This is a genomic window from Accumulibacter sp. (assembly GCF_036625275.1).
Taxonomy (GTDB): domain Bacteria; phylum Pseudomonadota; class Gammaproteobacteria; order Burkholderiales; family Rhodocyclaceae; genus Accumulibacter.
Genome location: NZ_JAZKUD010000006.1, coordinates 41,606 through 59,374, shown reverse-complemented (window position 1 = coordinate 59,374; position 17,769 = coordinate 41,606). Strand labels below are relative to the sequence as shown.

Sequence of the window (17,769 nt, the reverse complement as noted above, 5' to 3'; positions counted from 1 at the left end):
ACCTTGGGCATGGATCATCCCGACACCCTGCGGGCGATGATGCTGTCGGCCAATCTGCACCGCAGGCATTTGTCCGTGGCGCAGGCTGCGGCGATTGTGGCGAGCGCGCAGGACTGGGCAAAGGCTCAGTCGCACGGCGGAAACCGCAGGGCAGATCAAGTGGACTCGAGTCCACTTGAAACGATTGCCGACCGGGCTGCTATGGGCCTGTCGAACGATGGCATCGTGACTGATGCGCGCTTGGTTCACCGGAAGCAGTAGCGAACAAGGCCATGACTGACCCCTACAGCGACAAGCGCCGACGGTGGCGGGCGTATTGGGACTTGCGGCGGTACCTCTGGGAACTTCGGTATGAGCGTGAGCACAAGGGCGCAATCCCCGACTGCCCGGCCATGCCTGTCGACCTGTGGGACTTACCCTGTGGAGCAAGGACCAGAGCCGGTACGCCGTGCAAAATCACGACGCTCTACTTCGGTGGTCGCTGCAAGTGGCACGGCGGCTTGAGCACTGGCCCGAAGTCGGAAGCCGGCAAGGAGCAGTCCCGCATCAATGGCCGGAAGGGTGGAAGGCCGAAGAGGCAGAAACCAGAGCCATAGATACCCAAGGTTACGGCAAGGTTTGGCCTGACGGCGACGAGTCAAGCGCCTGAGAAAATGCATCGCACAATGCCATTAGCAACTGCAAGCATGAACTGTTCCTTGCCATGATCTACAAGGCATTCATCGGGTATCACTCACTCCTGGCGCGAGAAGTGCGGACGTTGCACTGCGCAATGCTGATAGCAAGCTGTCCCCGGCGACGCTCAGGCGCGTTTCTGTGGTGCAGTGGGCGATGGTATGGGCTGAGTGCTGATCGTTCGTCCAGCGAGCACAGCGCAAGCCCTTGACGGACTGCTGGCCGGTGGCCGATACTGGTGAAACGGTGCTGAACACACCAAGTCGATAGCGGTATCCACCACGAAGCGTGGATTTTTTGCGCCTGTTGTCTCTCAATGGGCGGATGCGCCTGTCCGTAAGGCTGGCGGCACGGCTATCGACGTGTGTTCAACATCCGCCCTCCCGCCTTGAACAGCGGGGCCTTGAGTCTCACGATAGGAGCAACCCATGACCCACACCTCCGCATCCGTCGATCGCGCCGCCGCGTCGGCCATCAATCCCCTCGTCGGAATCTTCACCCAGGACACGCTCGACAATCTGTCTCGCGTCGTGTCCGACCTCGGCTATCTGTTGTCGCAGATCGACAGCCCGCCGGATGGCTACGAGCCGCGCTTCGGCAGCCTCTACCTGTTGTGTGGCACCATCAGCGCCGCCCTGAAGTACGAGAGCGAAAACCCGCATCTGGCCGTCGTCGAATCGCTCATTGAAGCCCGAAGGGGAGCGGGCCAAGAGGAAGGCGGTGCGACGGCCTGAAAGCAGGGGGGGGTTCGCCAAGACTGACCGGATGCCGGCGAGCGTTACAGCGTAACGACCGCATGACCCTACCGACCCGGCCAAGCGCCGGGTTTTTCTTGGGTGCGGCGATGGTGTCGGGCAGGGGTTCGGTCACTGCGCATGCTTACCAAAGTCGGATTAACAGCATGGTTTCCAAGCTGGCGGCGGTCGGAGCGGGCTGCCTGCCTTTTTCCGTGACTGTCACAGAATTCTGTCGGCAAGGTCTCGTTGTCTCACGACGTGCCATGCAAGCGCATCAGATTTGATGGTACCCATGATGGGATTCCTATTTGCATAAACCTGGAACCCTTGCTACGACTGGCGTTTATGGCTATTCATGGCGGAGAGGGCGGGATTCGAACCCGCGGTAGGCTCACACCTACGCCTGATTTCGAGTCAGGTACATTCGGCCACTCTGCCACCTCTCCTTCGGGCGCGAATATTAGCACAAGATGACCCGATGCTAGCAGCTTGTCGGACTTTAACCCTCATCCCCTATCCATCAAGGGTTTCGCATGGCTGGCCGGATGTCTCATCGCCTTGGGCAAGCTGGTGGGTGGGCGTCAGTGGCAGAAAAGAAGTCCGCCTCGCAACCGCAATAGCGCCGTGAATTCGTCAACGCTCTCTCAAGGGCCGGAGTGCTGGGCGGCGCCACGCGCTGGGCTATCGAGCCGATGTTCTCCGACGAATGGACGATTTAAAATGGCCGCATCCCACGCATCCGCGTCGGGGCATTCTGAATGAACGGGAAAACAAATGAAACTGGCAACGGCTTCGCAATGTCGATTACTGATCACTGCCGTCATCGTCATCACACTGACGGCCGCCTGCAACCAGACTCCGCCTGAGCAGCCCGCTGCGAAGGGCGAGGCGCACGCGCCACCAGCGGCCACGCCCGAGGGCAACAAGGTTGCGCTCAGCGGACTTTCGCTCGTTGACGCCAAGATTGCCCGCAACAGCGCGGGAACGCTGGTGGTCCAGGGACGGGTCAATAATGCATCGAAGCAGGCCATTGGCCACGCCGAAGCCGAACTCAGGCTCCTCGACAAGAACGGCGTGGCCATCGGCACCGTCACCCCGGCCGTCAACAACCTGCAGGCAGGTTTTGCATGGAATTTCGAAACCGCAATTGAACAGCAAAATGCGGTCAGCGCGGAGCTGGTCGGTTTTACTGGCAAGTGACAGCGCAGGGCGCAGGCTTCAAAGCCTGTGGATGAGGCGCAAAGACCCCTCTAATACCCTCTTCCGGAAACGCCGGCGCCCCGGTTGAAGGGAACGAACTGTACCTCCACCGCCATCTGGCTCTTGACCGCACGACCATGGTGCATGCCTGGCGAGAAGCGCGCTGACGCGAATGCCGTCAGTGCCGCCTCCTCGAAAAAACCGCTCGGCAATGCACGGACGACGAAAAGTTCATCCACATCGCCGCTGGCGCTGATGAAGAGTCGCAAGACGACCGTCCCCTGTTGATTCCCGGCCGACTCCGGATACTCCGGTTGAATGTCTGACAAGGGCACCGGCGGCACATCCAGCAGGCTGGCCAGCCCATAGCTTGCGTGCCGGGCAAGGCGAGCAGCATCCTCGTCGGCGCGGGCCTGCTCGGCGCTCGCGGCGTGCCGCGCGGCAGTCGGAACCGCTTCCGCACGTGCCGAAGACTCCGGTGATCCCGATGAGTTCGCCGCACCATGGCGATCAGGAGGACGCGTCTCCTTCGGGACCTCCTGCATGATGGTCGGGGCGATACTGGCTGGTGATTCCTGGATCTGCGCTAAAGGTTCAGGAACCTCGGAGGTATGCGGCTCCGCAGGCTCTGAAACACTGGCCCGACGGAACTCCGCAAGACTCGCCATCAGCAAGATCGGTGCCGAACGAGCGGCAGAAGGAGGAAACAGGCTTACCCCGTCCGAGCGTCCGGCGCCGCTGGTGAACAGCATCAACAGGATGTGCAGGCCGAACGAGCAAGCCAGCGCTGCCCACAGATAACGGTTCTCTGGTGCCCGAATTTCCGAACGCCAGCACTCAAGCAATCCATTCATCGAGATCCTGACCATCAAACGCGAGCCTCAATTGATCACCTCACGCCAGCTCACGCGTTTACCTGCCGGAGGCGGCGTCAGCACCGGCAGCTCCACAACCTCGGGGGGCTTGTCACCGGAACCGATCACGTCAACCACGATCCGCCCATCGGTCAGACGCACGAAGTTGAGACCCACCGCCAGGGTTTCGTTCAAACGTCTTGAGGCGGCCAGATTGGGTGAGGTGGGAACCGCCAGACCAGTACGGAAATCCAGGAAATTCAACCAACTATGGCCACCGATACTGCATGCAGAGTTGCTCGGCACGTTGCTGGCGAAGGTCAGCGTACCCAGTTGCAGTTTTGGATCGATATTGACCCGCTCGCCGGATTCGGGCAAATCGACCACCCAGCCATTGGTGCCTGCGCAGGCTGCGTCAGACCCGCTACAGGCAATGGTCCGGTAAAGCTCGCCTGCAGGTTGCGTCATCTGCAAGGGATTCAAGACGCTGCGCAGGTCGGCATAGGCCGGCGATCCGGTCAGCGGGTCCTTGAAACCATACGTCGACTGGGTACTGGTATCGGGCAGGTCGCCAAGCCCGAGCAAACGCCCGGTGCCAATGAAAACCCACGGCTTTCCTTCGATTTCCGCCAGTTCGGGACGTGTCGTGATCGGCTGCGGATTACCCGCCGAGTCCTTCGCCGTTCCCAGCAGCGTCGCTTCCAGACCATCGGGATCGAGATTGTCATTGACATCGAAGCGCCAGACGTTGCCCAGCAGATCCACCCCGTACACCCGCAGCGAAGTGTTGTTGAGCAGCACGTTATCCACGAAGTTATTGATCTGGTTGAGTCCGCTGGGCGTCTCTGCGTCGCCGACACCGGTGGCGATCTTGGCAATCAGCTTGCCGGTATCGGCATTGAGCACGTACAGATAGCCGTTGCCATCGCCTGCCTTGGCCGGGCTGTTGACATTGTTCACACCGGAGGTCACGAAGACCACCCAGGTGCCATTCTGGAGCTTGGAGATGATCGGGCGGCCAAAGGTATAGCCGAGATGGCAGTCGGACCCGACCCCGGAGGTCACACCATCCCAACACGCGTCGCTCCAGCCGAATTCCCACAAGGCCTTCGGAGCCGCCGGATCGGTCACGTCCAGCGCATAATAACCCTTGCCGCCCTTGTTGAGTCCGCCGACCAGAATCGTTTTCCAGGTGGAACTGGCATAGATGTCACCCACTGTCGGCGAACCATCGACGTAGAACTGGTGCGTATTGGCATAGTTGTTGTCGGCCAGCTTGAAGAGATTGGGCAGAACCAGTCTCGGAATGAATGCCCAGGACTCTGCCCCGTTTGCCGCGACAAAAGCATGCAGCATGCCATCGTTGGCGCCTGCGTAGATCATCGGCGTACGCCCGGCATGGTCGCTCTTGAACGTGGCATAACCGCTATCCGCGTAGGAGGCGAAGGGCCCCTTGACGAAAGCCGGCTGGGAGTTCACGAAATCCCCCAGAACATGCGTGCGGGCACGGTAAAGCTTGGTCAGATCATTGGTCGTAAACAGTGCCGTTCCCTCGTGCGTGTGCTGACCGCGCAGATAGTTCACCAGATTCGCGCCGGCGGCGGCCGTCCGCTGGTCGACCGTGGCACCGCTGCCATCCGACATGCTCGGATACTGACTGAACTGTGCCACGCTGTCCGCCCCGAAATAGGCTTGCTCCGCCGCCACCAGTCCGGTCGTGGGGTCACCGGTCGGCAGGCCGGCAACATCACAGGTCCGCGTGTCCCAGGTGAAGGGAGTGAGATTGTTGCTTGCACCGGCGCGGAAGAGATAGATGGTCCGCCGGTCGCAAGCCGATCCGATCGTGGCATCCAGCAAGGGCTGCGATCGCCACTGCGTGGTCGTGCTCATGACGCCGGTTGCCGGGTTGATTTCATAGGCGGCCAGATCGCCCACCCACTCCTGCGAAACGTAGCTGGTGCGGTAGGCGGCATTGTCTCCGGCCACTGGCGACAGGGTCGAGGTCGCTGCCGCCGAGCCAGCGCCCAGCCGCGACTGAATGCCTGCCAGCGCCTGCTGGAGCCCACTGACCACCGAATTCGGGTCGTCGGCGCTGAAATAAAGCCCGCGGCCATTGACTGCGGTGTGCCAGAAATCGTCGATCGACCGCGGGTCACTGTAACGCGTGGCATCGGAGTAATCGAGGGTCGGATCGGGCCACACCGGCCAGGACTTCGGCGTGCAGTTCGGGAAGCTCGGATCGGTTACCGGACAGGTATTGTTGCAACCGCCGCTCAGCGGATTGCAACGAATCCGCGCAAAATCCCCGACCGTGTCGATTTTGTAGGTTGAACTGTAATTGAGGGTGCCGGACACACCGAGCGCCAGGGTGAAGGTGGTCATGTGCTGGTGAGTGGCACGATCCGCTTCGGCACCGATGGTTGCCGCAACCCGCACGTCGTTGGTCAACTCCGGACGCAAGTCGGTGACATAGTAGTACTGGGCCACGTCAGCCAGCGAATTGCTGCTGCCCCCGGTAATGGTCGAATCCACGACACACGGCCATTCACTGCAGGAAGCCGGTAGTGGCGCTTCATCGCTGCTCGAACGTGCGGGATCCGGAACGGGCCCCAAGGGAGCGGCCAGTGTCGAAGCATCGGGATGACAGACACCGTCGACATCGACGTAATCCGGATCGTCGGTGGTCGTCGATCGGCTGATTTCGAAACCGCTGATGCCGCCGTTCAGGAAGATCGAGGTCACGCCGGTCTGAATGCGCTTCTGCAGCTTGTGGCCATTCAGATAGTCGCAAGTGGTGGTTTGGTAATCCGGTGCAGTGGGTGAGACCGGCGTACAGGACGCCACTTCGGTCGGGCCGGTTTCGACCAGCGCACAGGTGGTTGTCACCCAGTCATTGTCCGAACTTGCCGGTGCCGGCGTGCACGAGGCCACCGGAGTGGGTCCGCTGGTCGCGGTGGTGCAGGTCGTCGCCGTATAGCCGTTGCCGGCAGACGCCGTCGCCGGCGTACAGGTGGCCACGGCGCTTGGCCCGGTGGTCGTGGTCGTGCAGGTGGTGGTGGTATACCCATTGCCTGCGCTGGGCGAGATCGGCGTACAGGTGGCCACCGGGGTGGGCCCGGTGTTCGCGGTCGAACAGGTCGTGGCCGTGTAGCTGTTGCCGGAAGATGCGGCCACCGGCGTACAGGTGGCCACCGGGGCGGGCCCGGTCGCCACGGTCGAGCAGGTCGTGGCCGTATAACTGTTGCCGGAAGAAGCCGCTGCCGGCGTACAGGAAGCCACAGGGCTTGGCCCGGTGGTCACGGTGTTGCAGGTCGTGGCCGTATAGCTGTTGCCGGAAGACGCGGTTGCCGGCGTACACGACGACACGCCAGTCGGCCCGGTGGTCACGGTATTGCAGGTCGTGGCCGTGTAGCTGTTGCCGGAAGACGCGGCCACCGGCGTACACGACGCCACGCCGGTCGGCCCGCTGGTCGCGGTGGCGCATGTGGTGGCCGTATAGCTGTTGCCGGAAGACGCGGACACCGGCGTACAGGAGGCCACCGGGGTGGGCCCGGTCGCTACGGTCGAGCAGGTTGTGGTCGTATAGCTGTTGCTGGAAGAAGCGGTCGCGGCCGTACACGACGCCACCGCAGTCGGCCCGGTGGTCACGGTGTTGCAGGTCGTGGTCGTATAGCTGTTGCCGGCAGATGCGGTCGCCGGCGTACACGACGCCACGCCGGTCGGTCCGGTGGTCAGGGTGTTGCAGGTCGTGGCGGTATAGCTGTTGCCGGCAGACGCCGCCACCGGCGTGCAGGTCGCCACGCCGGTCGGCCCGGTAGTCGCGGTCGAACAGGTCGTCGCCGTATAGCTGTTGCCGGAAGACGCGGACACCGGCGTACACGTCGCCACCGGAGTAGGCCCGGTGGTCACGGTCGAACAGGTCCTTGTCGTATAGCTATTGCTGGAAGAAGCGGTCGCAGGCGTACACGACGCCACCGCAGTCGGCCCGGTGGTCACGGTGTTGCAGGTCGTGGTCGTATAGCTGTTGCCGGCAGCGGCCGTCGCGGGTGTACAGGATGCCACGCCGGTGGGTCCGGTGGTCACGGTGTTGCAGGTCGTCGCCGTGTAGCTGTTTCCGGCAGACGCCGCCACCGGCGTACACGACGCCACGCCGGTGGGTCCGGTGGTCACGGTGGCGCAGGTCGTGGCCGTATAGCTGTTACCGGAAGACGCCGCTACCGGCGTACAAGTGGCTACCGCAGTGGGCCCGGTGGTGGCCGTGGAACAGGTTGTGGCCGTATAGCTATTGCCGGAAGAAGCGCTCGCGGGCGTACACGACGCGACGGCAGTGGGCCCGGTGGTCACGGTGTTGCAGGTCGTCGCCGTATAGCTGTTGCCGGAAGAAGCGGCCGCAGGCGTACACGACGCCACGCCGGTGGGTCCGGTGGTCACGGTGTTGCAGGTCGTCGCCGTGTAGCTGTTGCCGGCAGACGCGGCCACCGGCGTACACGACGCCACGCCGGTGGGTCCGGTAGTCACGGTGTTGCAGGTCGTGGCCGTATAGCTGTTGCCGGAAGAAGCGGCCACTGGCGTACACGAGGCCACGCCGGTAGGCCCGGTGGTCGCGGACGAACAGGTCACCGTCGTATAGCCGTTGCCAGCCGCACCGGTCACCGGCGTACAGGTGGACACCGGCGTGGGTCCGGTGGTCACGGTGTTGCAGGTGGTGGTCGTATAGCTGTTGCCGGCATCGGCAGCCGCTGGCGTGCAGCTGGCCACGGGCGTTGGCCCGGTGGTCACGGTGTTGCAGGTGGTGGTGGTGTAACCATTGCCCGCGGAAGCACTGGCAGGCGTACACGAAGCCGCGGCGGTCGGCCCGGTGGTCGAAGAGGAGCAGGTCGTTGCCGTATAAAGGTTGCCTGCTGCAGCCGCCACGGGCGTGCACGAAGCCACCAGGGTCGGGCCGGTGGTTACCGTCGTGCAGGAAATGTTGCCGCCCGGCGTGCAGCTTGCCACGGGCGTGGTCAGTTCAGTGGTAGCGTCATATTGGAGGATCTGGCTGGTCGACTGATAGGCCTTGAGTGTGCTGACCGTGATCTGCGAGGTGCTCCGTGTGGGCTGGGAAGTGCTTTGCAGGTTCTGCAGCGTACTTTGCGTGAGCTGTGACGTGCTTTGCGTGGCCTGCGAGGTGCTCTTCGTGACCTGAGAAGTGCTTCTCAGGTTCTGCAGCGTACTTTGCGTGTTCTGTGAGGTGCTTTGCGTAAGCTGCGAGGTACTCCGGGTAAGTTGCGAGGTGCTCCTGAATTTTTGCACTGTACTTTTCAGATTCTGCGAGGTGCTTTGCGTGAGCTGTGAGGTACTCCGGGTGAGTTGCGAGGTGCTCTTCAGTTTCTGAGACGTGCTTTGCAGGTTCTGCAGCGTACTTTGCGTGATCTGCGAGGTGCTTTTCGTCAGTTGCGAGGTGCTCTTCAGATTCTGCAGCGTGCTTTGCAGGTTCTGCGCGGTACTCTGCAGGTTCTGCGTGGTGCTCTGCAAATTCTGCGAAGTGCTCTGCAGGGTCTGCGAGGTGGTTTGGTTGGCGTAGGGGCTGACGCAGATGACCGAACGATACTGGGTGGTCTTGTCGGTAATCACGCGCAAGGTGTCGGCCCCCCCGTCCCACATCGGGCGCTGCGTCCAGTGGGTATTGTCGACCACGATGTCGAGCGTGCCATCCTGCTGGCCGACCTGCGTCGCCCCGTCGATCATCACCGGACCAGCGGTTTCGGCCGCCACGTTCCAGTAACCGTCGGTGGTCATGATGGTGAAATTCTGCTGGCACGAAAACTGGATCGGGTCACCGCTCATGCCACTGTTGATGCCGTCCTGCTTGCCGGCAAAGTGTCGACCGACCCGCGCCAGTCCCTCACGCGAAGGAGAAGATCCGCCCGGCACCTGGCTGAACAGCGTGTTGAACCAGTTGCTTCGCTGCGTCGCATTGAAATCGGCGATCGGCAGGTAGTTGGCGCTGCCGCTCAGATCGGGATTGACGGTGATGAAACCGACACGACTGCTGTCCGTCAAGGGCATGAAGGCGAGGCTGACGGCGCTTTTGATCAGACTGATCCGGGTCCGGTAGAAAGTGTACCAGTTGGCAAAATTCTGCCGTTCATCGACCCCGCCGGGTCCCGAGGTCGATGACACCAGGACCCGAGTCCACGTGCCACCGTCGCCGGCGGGAACCGTCGCCCCGACATCCGCATCGGTACAGGGAGTATTCAGATAGTTCTTCGTACCGGCAACCGAATGCAGATAGTAATAGGCGGCTTGTTCGGGGTCCGAGACCGTCTGATACTGCCGGGTCGAGGTGTCATAAGCCTGGAAACTGGCGGATAGATTCCTGGTGCTCGCATCGGTCGAAAAATAATTGTAGGGTGCGGCGGTGAAACTGGGCGTCGGCAAGGCACTCCCCGAGCTATCCTTGGGAATCTCGTAAACCCGGTTCGGGTTGTAATAGAGCACGTTGCACTGATAACTCTTGTAACCGATGGGCATCAAGCCGCTATTGGTTCCCTCGATCTGATCCGGCATGTGCGAGAAACGCATCGAGTTGGAAGTGTCCATGAGCAGCATGATGTTCGGCTTGAGCTGCGAGGAGGTGGAATTGTAGAACGGGGCGTCGGACACATCGGTCAATGCGGCATCAGCCACGCCCAACGCAACCATCATGGACAGTCCCGCAAGAACACGGCATACGCCTGGCAAGAGACCAACCACTCTCAATTTCCTGAAATCGCCCATGACAGTTCTCCTTGGCAGCAACGACCATTGCCACTACTGAACCCGAATCGAATCCCGGCGGGACCCGACCTGATGCTTGTTAAACTCGCGGCAACCCCTGACAGGGCCACCTGCACTCCTAATACATGATCACCTGGACATAGCTGACCGTATTTCGCGGTCCCCTGACCCGTGAAGTGATCCGGTAATAGGGTTGAACCGAATCGATCAGCGAACTGGCATCGCCCCCCTTCGAACAACTTGCACAGGGTGTATTCACCGTCGCACACTTCTGGAGGACGGCGTTCGGGGCCAGACCAGCCGTCTCGCAGAGACGATGAACGACGTATCGCACTTCATTTCCCAAACCGTCATCGGCGGTGAGCAATTTCGAATTCGTCCAGTCATAGGTCATCGGCGAAAAGTCGATCGCCCATGACGAGTAATAGCCGGCGGCGGTGTCGTCGGTCTTGAGAACCTCGGATGTGCGCAGGGGATTGGTCAGCCAGGCAATCGCATTTTCCACACCGACATCCGCCACCGAAGTGGCCGTCTGCTTGAAAGCCAGATTGCCGGCAATCCCGAGACCGGTCCCGGTCCCGCGCATCATGGTCAGACCGGCCATGGTCATGGCGACCAGCATGACCAGTGCAATCAGAACTACCATGCCTTGCTGATGGCCCGGCGAACCTGCATGGAGGGCAGCCGGCCTTGCCAGCGTGCTCATGGCGAGAGACCCCAGACCATGTTGCGCAGGGAAATCACCCCACCATAGACGCGGTAGCGATAATTCCGCCAGTCGTTGTCATTGTCGGGATTATCGTCATCGGTACCGTCGACATTTTTCATGGTGAAGGGGATCGCGGCATTGCTGCTGTCCAGCCAGGACAAGACCGGCGCCGTGGCGGTGACATAAACGGGGCCGGCGCGCGAGGGCTCATACTGCTGGCTGCGTGTCAGGATCGATACACGCACCGCCAGCAGACGGGTCCAGTCGGCCGGATCGGCATCCTGCCAGGTATCGACCTTGTAGTCGCCATCGCTGTCGATGCCATACTGTGCCTGCAGATCGATCACCCCGTCGGCGACCGAGATGGTGGTATTGCGATACAAGCCATCGGTCAGCACCAGGGTCCCATTGGACACCTGCCAGAGGTTGAGCTGGGGTTCCTTGCCCATGTTGAAAAGGAGGCCGGAACTGAAGGCCGCTCCCGGACCGGGTTTAAAGCGCAACAGCCCGTTGTGGTCGAGCGTCAGCAAATCGGCATTGGTATCGCTGGAGACTTCGATCAACGCACAATTCGACGCACCGTCAGAAACGACCACCACATCACCCACCTTGAAACCATTTCGCGACTCGGTTTTCTTGCTGGTGCTGGTGGATGCCTTGAAGGGTTGCTCGGCGGTGAAGAAGGTGGAATTGCCATAAAGCACCTGCAAGCCGTCGGGCGCACCACTGGCCCCCTGAATGATCCTCACGGGCACCAGAGGAAACGTGAATGCAGTCCGTGCCGTCGTCGTGGCCGTTGCGTTAACGACTGTGGAAACGTTACAACCCATCACCGGACTCTTGGCCATGCCAAAACCCATGCCTCCCTGCTTGACATCGCGCTCGAGGCGGAAAAAGCCCACCGCCCCGGCAATCTGTGCATCGCTCCCGGCAGCGGTCGTCCGCTTCGTCTTGTCCCACGTCGACAGGACGTGGAACATGGCGATGATGCCGATCAATCCGATCGCCACGCCGACCAGCAACTCGGTCAGCGTGAAGCCCCTGCCAAAACGCATCGGCGCACTCTTGTGCGCCAGGATGCGTCGCAGCGGGAAATCAGTTGACATAGCTCACCAGGGTGTAGTGGCGCACCTTGTTATCCGAAGGCGTCTGCCAGCAAATCGTGATGCTGACCTGGTTGTTGTTCGCAGGAACCACCTTGATTTGCTGTCTTCCCGCGGTCGAGCCGGGCAACGGGGAAGGCTTGCCAGTAGGCAGCAAGGTGGCGACCCAGTCGACAACCGCCGGCATGGTCGAAGCCGACCCGGTGAATACGCAGTTGTCCCCAGTGCTGAAGTGCTGGTAATTGTTGAGGGAGCTGGTGCTCACCACGGACATGACGACTCCATTGATGGTTTCCTGGGTCCGGTCGACTCCGGTCCAGATCTGGCTCAAGATTCGCTCGGCCAGATTCATCGCCTCGGTGCGATACTGTGCATCGGCCTGCACGTTGACTGCCGTGGCTCCCAGCGCCACCATCGACAGGATGCCCAGAGAAAAGATCAGAATGCCGATCAGTGCCTCCAGCAACACGCTGCCGGATTGAGAACGTTCAAGAGTCTTCATTATGGACATGCCCTCGTATCACCCGCCGCTTTTTGAGCGGTGGTCAGGCCGGGGTCGCACAGGCGAGCCCCGCCACCCGTGGTTATAAAAACATTCAGGCAGCGTATCGGGCCACCATCCGCATGGCAGGCCCCGGCAACCGGATTGGTGAAGGTGTACACCGCGGTAGACGCCAGGGTGGTTCCACCGAACGGAGTGAACACGAGATCATGCCCACCGCTACTGTCGTTCACGCTGCTGGTGATCACCACCGAAGCTGGCGTCTCCGAGGGAAAGAACGGCGGGGAATTGCTGTTCAGGCGAATGGCTTCGCTGCGAGCCCTCTGCAGGTCGGCAAGGACCTTTTCCGCGGCCGTCCGCAGACGGACATTTCCCGTATAGGTACCGAGGGCCGGAACGCCAAACGCCAGCAGAACGCTCAGGATGGTAATGACCACCAGAACTTCGACCATGGTGAATCCACGCGGATGGCCCAACATCGCTCAACACCCCCCGGCTTTATTCAGCGCGAAGCAGGTATTCGGACTCGGGAGAGTCCAGCCACTTGGCAGGGCAACCGTGCTTTTGCCAGCCGCTGTAATCCGGTATTGAAAGCCCGCCATGCTGCTCTTCCCGGTGGCATCCACCTGATAAGCCGCCGCGCCAAGACCGGAGCATGTAAACGTGAAATTGCTGGTATTGGTCGGCAGAGGTGCCACCGTACCGGCCGCACAGGCCCCGACATAGGTACGCTCATCGAGGAAATGCTGTTGCATCCTGACCTCCATACTGGCGAGCGCACCAACCGCCTCGGTGATCCGCCCCTTGGTCAGATAGTCGATGTAATTTGGAACGGCGATCGCCGCCAGAATACTGATGATCGCGATGACGCTGATCACCTCGATCAGGGTGAATCCGGAATTCGCTTTCATGTGGTTGGCCAGAGCTGCTTAAATGGTAAGCATGACGGCAAGCTGCCGAAGGGTATGCTTGAATCAACGGCATGCAAGCCGCCGAACTTGAGGGTAAACACCTTGGAAATTGTGGCGTGTGTGGCGCAGACGGCCAGTCCACTGACTTCGCCCAGTCGCCCCAGCAACCAGGCCACGCGTGTCCGTGCTTCAACAGGCCTACGGAAACGATCAGGCTTGGCGACCGACCGGTCGCCACCGAGAAAGCTGCTTACCTTGTCGAATTGAAATGCCATCGTCGGTTTTCCTTGTCGCTGGCGCCAAAAAGACGCACGGCCTGGCCGCAAAAACTGCGGGCTGGTGCAAGGTCAACCGTTGGGCAGAGATGAAACTTTCTGGAGATCCGACGGGCTGGAGGTGGATCGACTGCGACCAAGACTGGGGAATTTGTCCGGACGCTGTCTCCGTTAGCCTGGCGGCCCCGCCATCCTGGGAAACATGCCGTTTCCGTTAGATCGGTGACTTTGCGTCCCCGCCTTTCGACGGGTTTGCCCTTTTCAGTGAGACTATGGAATCCAGCATACACTTCAAATTTCAATAATTCAAGCCTGTTTGCCGCCTGAATGTGATATTTCATGATCCTGACCGTGCGGGTGATCCTTCTTTGGATCGATGACCAGGGTCCGGGAAGTGTCAACCCACAGGCTCATGATTCGATTGACTGCGGCTGTCGTGACGCGCGATACTTTCCGACATAGCGTTGATTTTCTACCCTTTTCACGTATCAGAAAGCCAGCATGCGGGCCATCGCTGTCATCCCTTGGCTATCGGGTCATCCCTGACGTGGATCGTCTGCTCGCGGGCCGACAGAGCCTTGCTGAAGCGCTGCGCGCACACTGCGTCGTGCCGGTGCTCGGACCCGAGATGGTGACAGTGGAGAACGTCACTACCGATGGCGAATGCACCCACTTACCGTTTTACCGCGTCGTCGTGGACCAATTGCTCGCCACTTACGGCAGCATACTGCCGGCAGCAACCGGGAGCAGTGGCTGGCTGTTGCATCGCGGCGTGGCCCAGGTGCTCGCAGATCACAGCGACGTGAGTACAGAGCGCGTGCGGCGCTCGGTTTCGGCTATCGTCAAGGACGCAGCGTCGGGCATCACGGCGTCTCCGCTGCTCGATCGGCTTGCCCGCCTGCACGTATTCGACCTCTACATCTGCTTGACGCCCGATGACCTGCTCGTAGACGCACTGCAGCGCCTGCTCGGTGCCGATGCAGTCAAGGTGGGGGCCTACTCGCCCAACGCCGACAGTTCGCAACCCGTAGACGTCTCACCGGCGTGCGCCGGTACGACCAGAGTGTTCTTTCCACTGGGGCGTAGCGCTACCGGCACGCGACTGGCCATCCACGAGGAAGATGCCCTCGAGTACTTCTACAAGTTTCAAGAGGAAGGCACGCGGCGCGCGCCCAACCTGCTGACCGAAATGCGCAGCCGCGACCTGCTGTTTCTTGGTTGCAACCTGCCGGACTGGTTGGGACGCGGCTTTCTGCGTCTGGCCAACGAGGCACGCTTGTCCTCGCAGGACAAAAAAATGGAGTTCTTCGCCGCCGACGCTCAGGACCCTGGGCTGAATTCGTTCCTCGCGCGTTTCAACCCCAACGCGACAGTGTTTCCATGGTCACCATCGGAATTCGTTGCCGAGCTTGAGGCGCTGCTCGGGCCTGCACCAAGGCATGCCGTGCCGGTGGTGGCAAAGCCTGGCGCGGCGGCTGGGGCCAGTCCTTCGGTATTTGTCAGCTATGCCAGCGAGGATCGCGCAGCGGCGCGGCGTGTCGCCGATGCGCTGGTCGAACTCAAGTTCGGCGACGTCTGGTTCGACCAGCGCAAGCTGATCGCCGGCGACGACTGGTCCGACCGTATCGACGACGCTATCGAGCATTGTGACTTCTTCGTGCCGGTGCTGTCGAAACAGGCTGACCGCCGTCGCGAAGGAGTATTCTGGGAGGAATGGCGTAAGGCCGTCATGCGGGCGATGCGGGTCAACGACGCATTCGTGCTGCCCATTGGCATCGACGCCACGGCCCCGGATCGCAGCGGCTACGAACGCATCTTCAACGGCTTCACGAGTGATTTCCGGCGCATCCAGCTCATGCACGCCCCGCAGGGCCAGCTGTCCGATGAAGACATCAGGAAGCTGCAGGAGCTTGTCGGGCGCTTCCACAAGGCCGGCAATGGCTGAGCGCGGGCATCTCGATGCGCAGAACCCCTGGCCCTGGCTAGACCCGTTCACCGAGAGCGCGAGCAGCTTCTTCAATGGCCGGGATGACGATGTGCAGGCACTGCAGCGCAGCCTGCTGACAACGCCCGTGTGTGTGTTTTTCGGCAAGTCCGGTCTTGGCAAGACCTCGCTGCTACTGGCCGGGCTGTTCCCGCTACTGCGCGAGCGTTGCCTGTTGCCCGTGCCGCTGCGACGCGTCGAACACGGTGCGGGCACGCCGGCCTTGTCATCGCAGCTACTGCGCTCACTCAACGATGCCGTCGTCCAGGCTCGGCTTCGCTCAAACACCGTCGACAACAGCGACACGGCCGCAGGCGATGACGTGGCCGCACTGTGGGAGCGTCTGCATGACCGCCGACAACACCTGTTCGACACCACTGGCCGGCGCTGGACGATCGTCTTTGTGCTCGACCAGTTCGAGGAAATCTTCACCCTTCAGCCTGATGAACATCTGCGCCGGCAGACCTTCGAACAACTCGGCGATCTGCTGGAGAATCGCGTGCCACCGCAGGTGACCGCACGTCTGGACCAGCACGACGAATTGCTCGACCACCTCGACTTGGATGGCCAGCCTTACCGCTTCCTGATCGCTCTGCGCGAGGACTTTCTGCCCGAACTCGAAACCTGGACCGACCTTATCCCACGCCTGGGACCGAATCGCTACCGACTGTTGCCGATGTCACGGGAGCAGGCGCTCGATGCGGTGCAGAAGACCGGCGGCAAACTCGTCGACGCCCCCTCGGCACAGCGCATCGTCGAGTTCCTGGGCTGCCAGATGGCCCAATCCAGTGCCATGCGGGTGGCGCGCGAATCGCGTCGAATCGAACCGGCGCTGCTGAGCCTGGTGTGCGCGAGTCTCAACGCCGACCGCCTGGCGAAACGGCCGCCAGGCCTGCAGCTCGATGTCAGCGACCTCGAGGCACGGGGCGCGCAGATCCTCGACCGCTTCTACAACCAGGCCTTTGCCGACCTGCCCGATGCGCAGCGAATTTCGGCAGCAAGCTGGATCGAGGCCAACCTGATCACCATCGACGGTACGCGCAGACCCTATCCTTTGGCCGCAGTCGACGCAACACTACTGCCCGCGTTGCGCGAATTGGTCAACCGACGGCTGTTGCGTATCGAAATCACCGAGCAAGGAGACCAGGTCGAGCTGGTCCATGACCGGCTGGCCACCGTCGCGCTGTCCCGCGCGCAACTGGCGCAGCAGCAAGCCGAAGCCACGGGCCACCTGCAACGTGAGAAGGAAGCCGCCGAACTCGAACTGTTCAAGCAGCGCGCTGCTGCCGCCAGGCTGGCCGAAGAGCGCGCGGACTTGGAGCGTGCTCGCGCCGAAGATGCGTTGGCCGCATCGCGCCGTACGCGGCGGTTGTTGATCGGGCTGATGGTGCTCCTGGTCATCGCCATGGGCTTGTTGTGGTGGGCTCTGACAGCAAACGAAGAAGCCAGGCAAGCCTTGTCGGTGGCGAAGTGGGAAACCCGCAATGCGTCGGCAGCAGACTCTGAACGCGCCAGTGCCCTGGAAGCCGCCACAAAAGCGCTGGCGGCAGCCCAGTTGCTCGAAGGCAACAAGCCCGACCGTGCCGCCGAGGCAAGCGCCCTGCTTTCCGATGCCAATCGCTCGTACCAGAGCGTTGTGCAGGCGACGACGGCACTCCAGTCGTGTCCGGCCGGTCGGCGCCTGTACCCCCAGGTCGGTTCGCCAGCGGGCAGCGCGCTGGTGCAGCGGCTGGCGCCGGCGTTGCGCGCAGCGGGCTTCATCGTCCCGCAGACTGAAGTGATGGTGCCCGAAAGGATGCCATCCGCCAACGAGATTCGCTATTTTCATAAAGCCGAGGAGGGCGGTGCAGAAGCGGCAGCGGCCGCCCTGGCCCATGCCGGTCTGCCTGACGTGCCGGTGAAATACATGCACGGCTTTGAGGGTTCGTCAGCGATACGACCTTGCCACTATGAACTCTGGCTGGCCGTCAGCGCTGGCGACAAACCCTGAGCCAGACCTCTGTGGTTCATCCAGAGGGTTTGCCATCACCGATGCCTGGCCCAGACCGATATCGAACAAT

The 17,769-nt window shown here is 61.5% G+C and carries 14 protein-coding genes, 1 tRNA gene and 1 riboswitch; of the genes, 6 read left to right on the top strand and 9 right to left on the bottom strand.

Annotated features, from left to right (window positions below; all coding sequences use genetic code 11):
• Positions 1-9 precede the first annotated feature (9 nt).
• The 3 genes from V5B39_RS04735 (at position 10) to V5B39_RS04725 (ending at position 1,409) form a co-directional block, all read left to right on the top strand.
• The gene (locus V5B39_RS04735; protein WP_332341773.1) at positions 10-261 is read left to right on the top strand and encodes a hypothetical protein; all 252 of its coding nucleotides are present in this window, start codon (positions 10-12) and stop codon (positions 259-261) included.
• 11 nt (positions 262-272) lie between these two features.
• Positions 273-596, top strand: coding sequence for an HGGxSTG domain-containing protein (locus tag V5B39_RS04730; protein WP_332341772.1), 324 nt, complete (start codon positions 273-275; stop codon positions 594-596).
• A 507-nt stretch (positions 597-1,103) separates the two neighbouring features.
• The gene (locus tag V5B39_RS04725; protein ID WP_332341771.1) at positions 1,104-1,409 is read left to right on the top strand and encodes a hypothetical protein; all 306 of its coding nucleotides are present in this window, start codon (positions 1,104-1,106) and stop codon (positions 1,407-1,409) included.
• 359 nt (positions 1,410-1,768) lie between these two features.
• On the opposite strand, the gene V5B39_RS04720 is transcribed toward V5B39_RS04725, so the two are convergent.
• A tRNA-Ser gene (locus V5B39_RS04720) sits at positions 1,769-1,858 on the bottom strand.
• A 328-nt stretch (positions 1,859-2,186) separates the two neighbouring features.
• On the opposite strand from V5B39_RS04720, the gene V5B39_RS04715 reads away from it, so the two are divergent.
• A complete protein-coding gene (locus V5B39_RS04715) occupies positions 2,187-2,612 on the top strand; it encodes an FxLYD domain-containing protein (protein ID WP_332341770.1) in 426 nt (141 codons plus the stop codon).
• A 50-nt stretch (positions 2,613-2,662) separates the two neighbouring features.
• On the opposite strand, the gene V5B39_RS04710 is transcribed toward V5B39_RS04715, so the two are convergent.
• From V5B39_RS04710 to V5B39_RS04675, 8 genes are all read right to left on the bottom strand, one after another.
• A complete protein-coding gene (locus tag V5B39_RS04710) occupies positions 2,663-3,466 on the bottom strand; it encodes an energy transducer TonB (protein WP_332341769.1) in 804 nt (267 codons plus the stop codon).
• A gap of 27 nt (positions 3,467-3,493) precedes the next feature.
• Positions 3,494-10,153 carry a PilC/PilY family type IV pilus protein gene (locus V5B39_RS04705; RefSeq protein WP_332341768.1) on the bottom strand — a complete coding sequence of 2,220 codons (6,660 nt, stop codon included), beginning with the start codon at positions 10,151-10,153 and terminating at the stop codon, positions 3,494-3,496.
• A 190-nt stretch (positions 10,154-10,343) separates the two neighbouring features.
• Entirely contained in the window at positions 10,344-10,871 is a 528-nt protein-coding gene (locus V5B39_RS04700) for a pilus assembly PilX family protein (RefSeq protein WP_332341767.1), read from the bottom strand.
• Positions 10,872-10,927: 56 nt separating this feature from the next.
• Positions 10,928-12,040: a PilW family protein gene (locus V5B39_RS04695; RefSeq protein ID WP_332341766.1), complete on the bottom strand. Its 1,113-nt coding sequence runs from the start codon at positions 12,038-12,040 to the stop codon at positions 10,928-10,930.
• Positions 12,030-12,548: a hypothetical protein gene (locus V5B39_RS04690; protein WP_332341765.1), complete on the bottom strand. Its 519-nt coding sequence runs from the start codon at positions 12,546-12,548 to the stop codon at positions 12,030-12,032. Before V5B39_RS04690 ends, V5B39_RS04695 begins: the two co-directional genes overlap by 11 nt.
• Positions 12,539-13,018: a prepilin-type N-terminal cleavage/methylation domain-containing protein gene (locus tag V5B39_RS04685; RefSeq protein ID WP_332341764.1), complete on the bottom strand. Its 480-nt coding sequence runs from the start codon at positions 13,016-13,018 to the stop codon at positions 12,539-12,541. The genes V5B39_RS04690 and V5B39_RS04685 overlap by 10 nt, the downstream gene beginning before the upstream one ends.
• Positions 13,019-13,021: 3 nt before the next feature.
• Positions 13,022-13,450, bottom strand: a complete 429-nt coding sequence (locus V5B39_RS04680; RefSeq protein WP_332341763.1) for a type IV pilin protein — start codon at positions 13,448-13,450, stop codon at positions 13,022-13,024.
• The gene (locus tag V5B39_RS04675; RefSeq protein WP_332341762.1) at positions 13,447-13,725 is read right to left on the bottom strand and encodes a hypothetical protein; all 279 of its coding nucleotides are present in this window, start codon (positions 13,723-13,725) and stop codon (positions 13,447-13,449) included. The genes V5B39_RS04680 and V5B39_RS04675 overlap by 4 nt, the downstream gene beginning before the upstream one ends.
• Before the next feature lie 175 nt (positions 13,726-13,900).
• Positions 13,901-13,992, bottom strand: a riboswitch (cyclic di-GMP riboswitch).
• Between the two features lie 280 nt (positions 13,993-14,272).
• On the opposite strand from V5B39_RS04675, the gene V5B39_RS04670 reads away from it, so the two are divergent.
• Both V5B39_RS04670 and V5B39_RS04665 read left to right on the top strand, forming a co-directional pair.
• Positions 14,273-15,670, top strand: a complete 1,398-nt coding sequence (locus V5B39_RS04670) for a toll/interleukin-1 receptor domain-containing protein (RefSeq protein ID WP_332341761.1) — start codon at positions 14,273-14,275, stop codon at positions 15,668-15,670.
• A complete protein-coding gene (locus V5B39_RS04665; RefSeq protein WP_332341760.1) occupies positions 15,663-17,699 on the top strand; it encodes a hypothetical protein in 2,037 nt (678 codons plus the stop codon). Before V5B39_RS04670 ends, V5B39_RS04665 begins: the two co-directional genes overlap by 8 nt.
• Positions 17,700-17,769 lie beyond the last annotated feature (70 nt).

Bases quoted from the DNA above. Each gene is read 5' to 3' on its own strand.
- V5B39_RS04735 (WP_332341773.1), top strand. From the start codon at position 10: ATGGATCATCCCGACACCCTGCGGGCGATGATGCTGTCGGCCAATCTG.
- V5B39_RS04730 (WP_332341772.1), top strand. From the start codon at position 273: ATGACTGACCCCTACAGCGACAAGCGCCGACGGTGGCGGGCGTATTGG.
- V5B39_RS04725 (WP_332341771.1), top strand. From the start codon at position 1,104: ATGACCCACACCTCCGCATCCGTCGATCGCGCCGCCGCGTCGGCCATC.
- V5B39_RS04715 (WP_332341770.1), top strand. From the start codon at position 2,187: ATGAAACTGGCAACGGCTTCGCAATGTCGATTACTGATCACTGCCGTC.
- V5B39_RS04710 (WP_332341769.1), bottom strand. From the start codon at position 3,466: ATGAATGGATTGCTTGAGTGCTGGCGTTCGGAAATTCGGGCACCAGAG.
- V5B39_RS04705 (WP_332341768.1), bottom strand. From the start codon at position 10,153: ATGATGGTTGCGTTGGGCGTGGCTGATGCCGCATTGACCGATGTGTCC.
- V5B39_RS04700 (WP_332341767.1), bottom strand. From the start codon at position 10,871: ATGGTAGTTCTGATTGCACTGGTCATGCTGGTCGCCATGACCATGGCC.
- V5B39_RS04695 (WP_332341766.1), bottom strand. From the start codon at position 12,040: ATGTCAACTGATTTCCCGCTGCGACGCATCCTGGCGCACAAGAGTGCG.
- V5B39_RS04690 (WP_332341765.1), bottom strand. From the start codon at position 12,548: ATGTCCATAATGAAGACTCTTGAACGTTCTCAATCCGGCAGCGTGTTG.
- V5B39_RS04685 (WP_332341764.1), bottom strand. From the start codon at position 13,018: ATGTTGGGCCATCCGCGTGGATTCACCATGGTCGAAGTTCTGGTGGTC.
- V5B39_RS04680 (WP_332341763.1), bottom strand. From the start codon at position 13,450: ATGAAAGCGAATTCCGGATTCACCCTGATCGAGGTGATCAGCGTCATC.
- V5B39_RS04675 (WP_332341762.1), bottom strand. From the start codon at position 13,725: ATGGCATTTCAATTCGACAAGGTAAGCAGCTTTCTCGGTGGCGACCGG.
- V5B39_RS04665 (WP_332341760.1), top strand. From the start codon at position 15,663: ATGGCTGAGCGCGGGCATCTCGATGCGCAGAACCCCTGGCCCTGGCTA.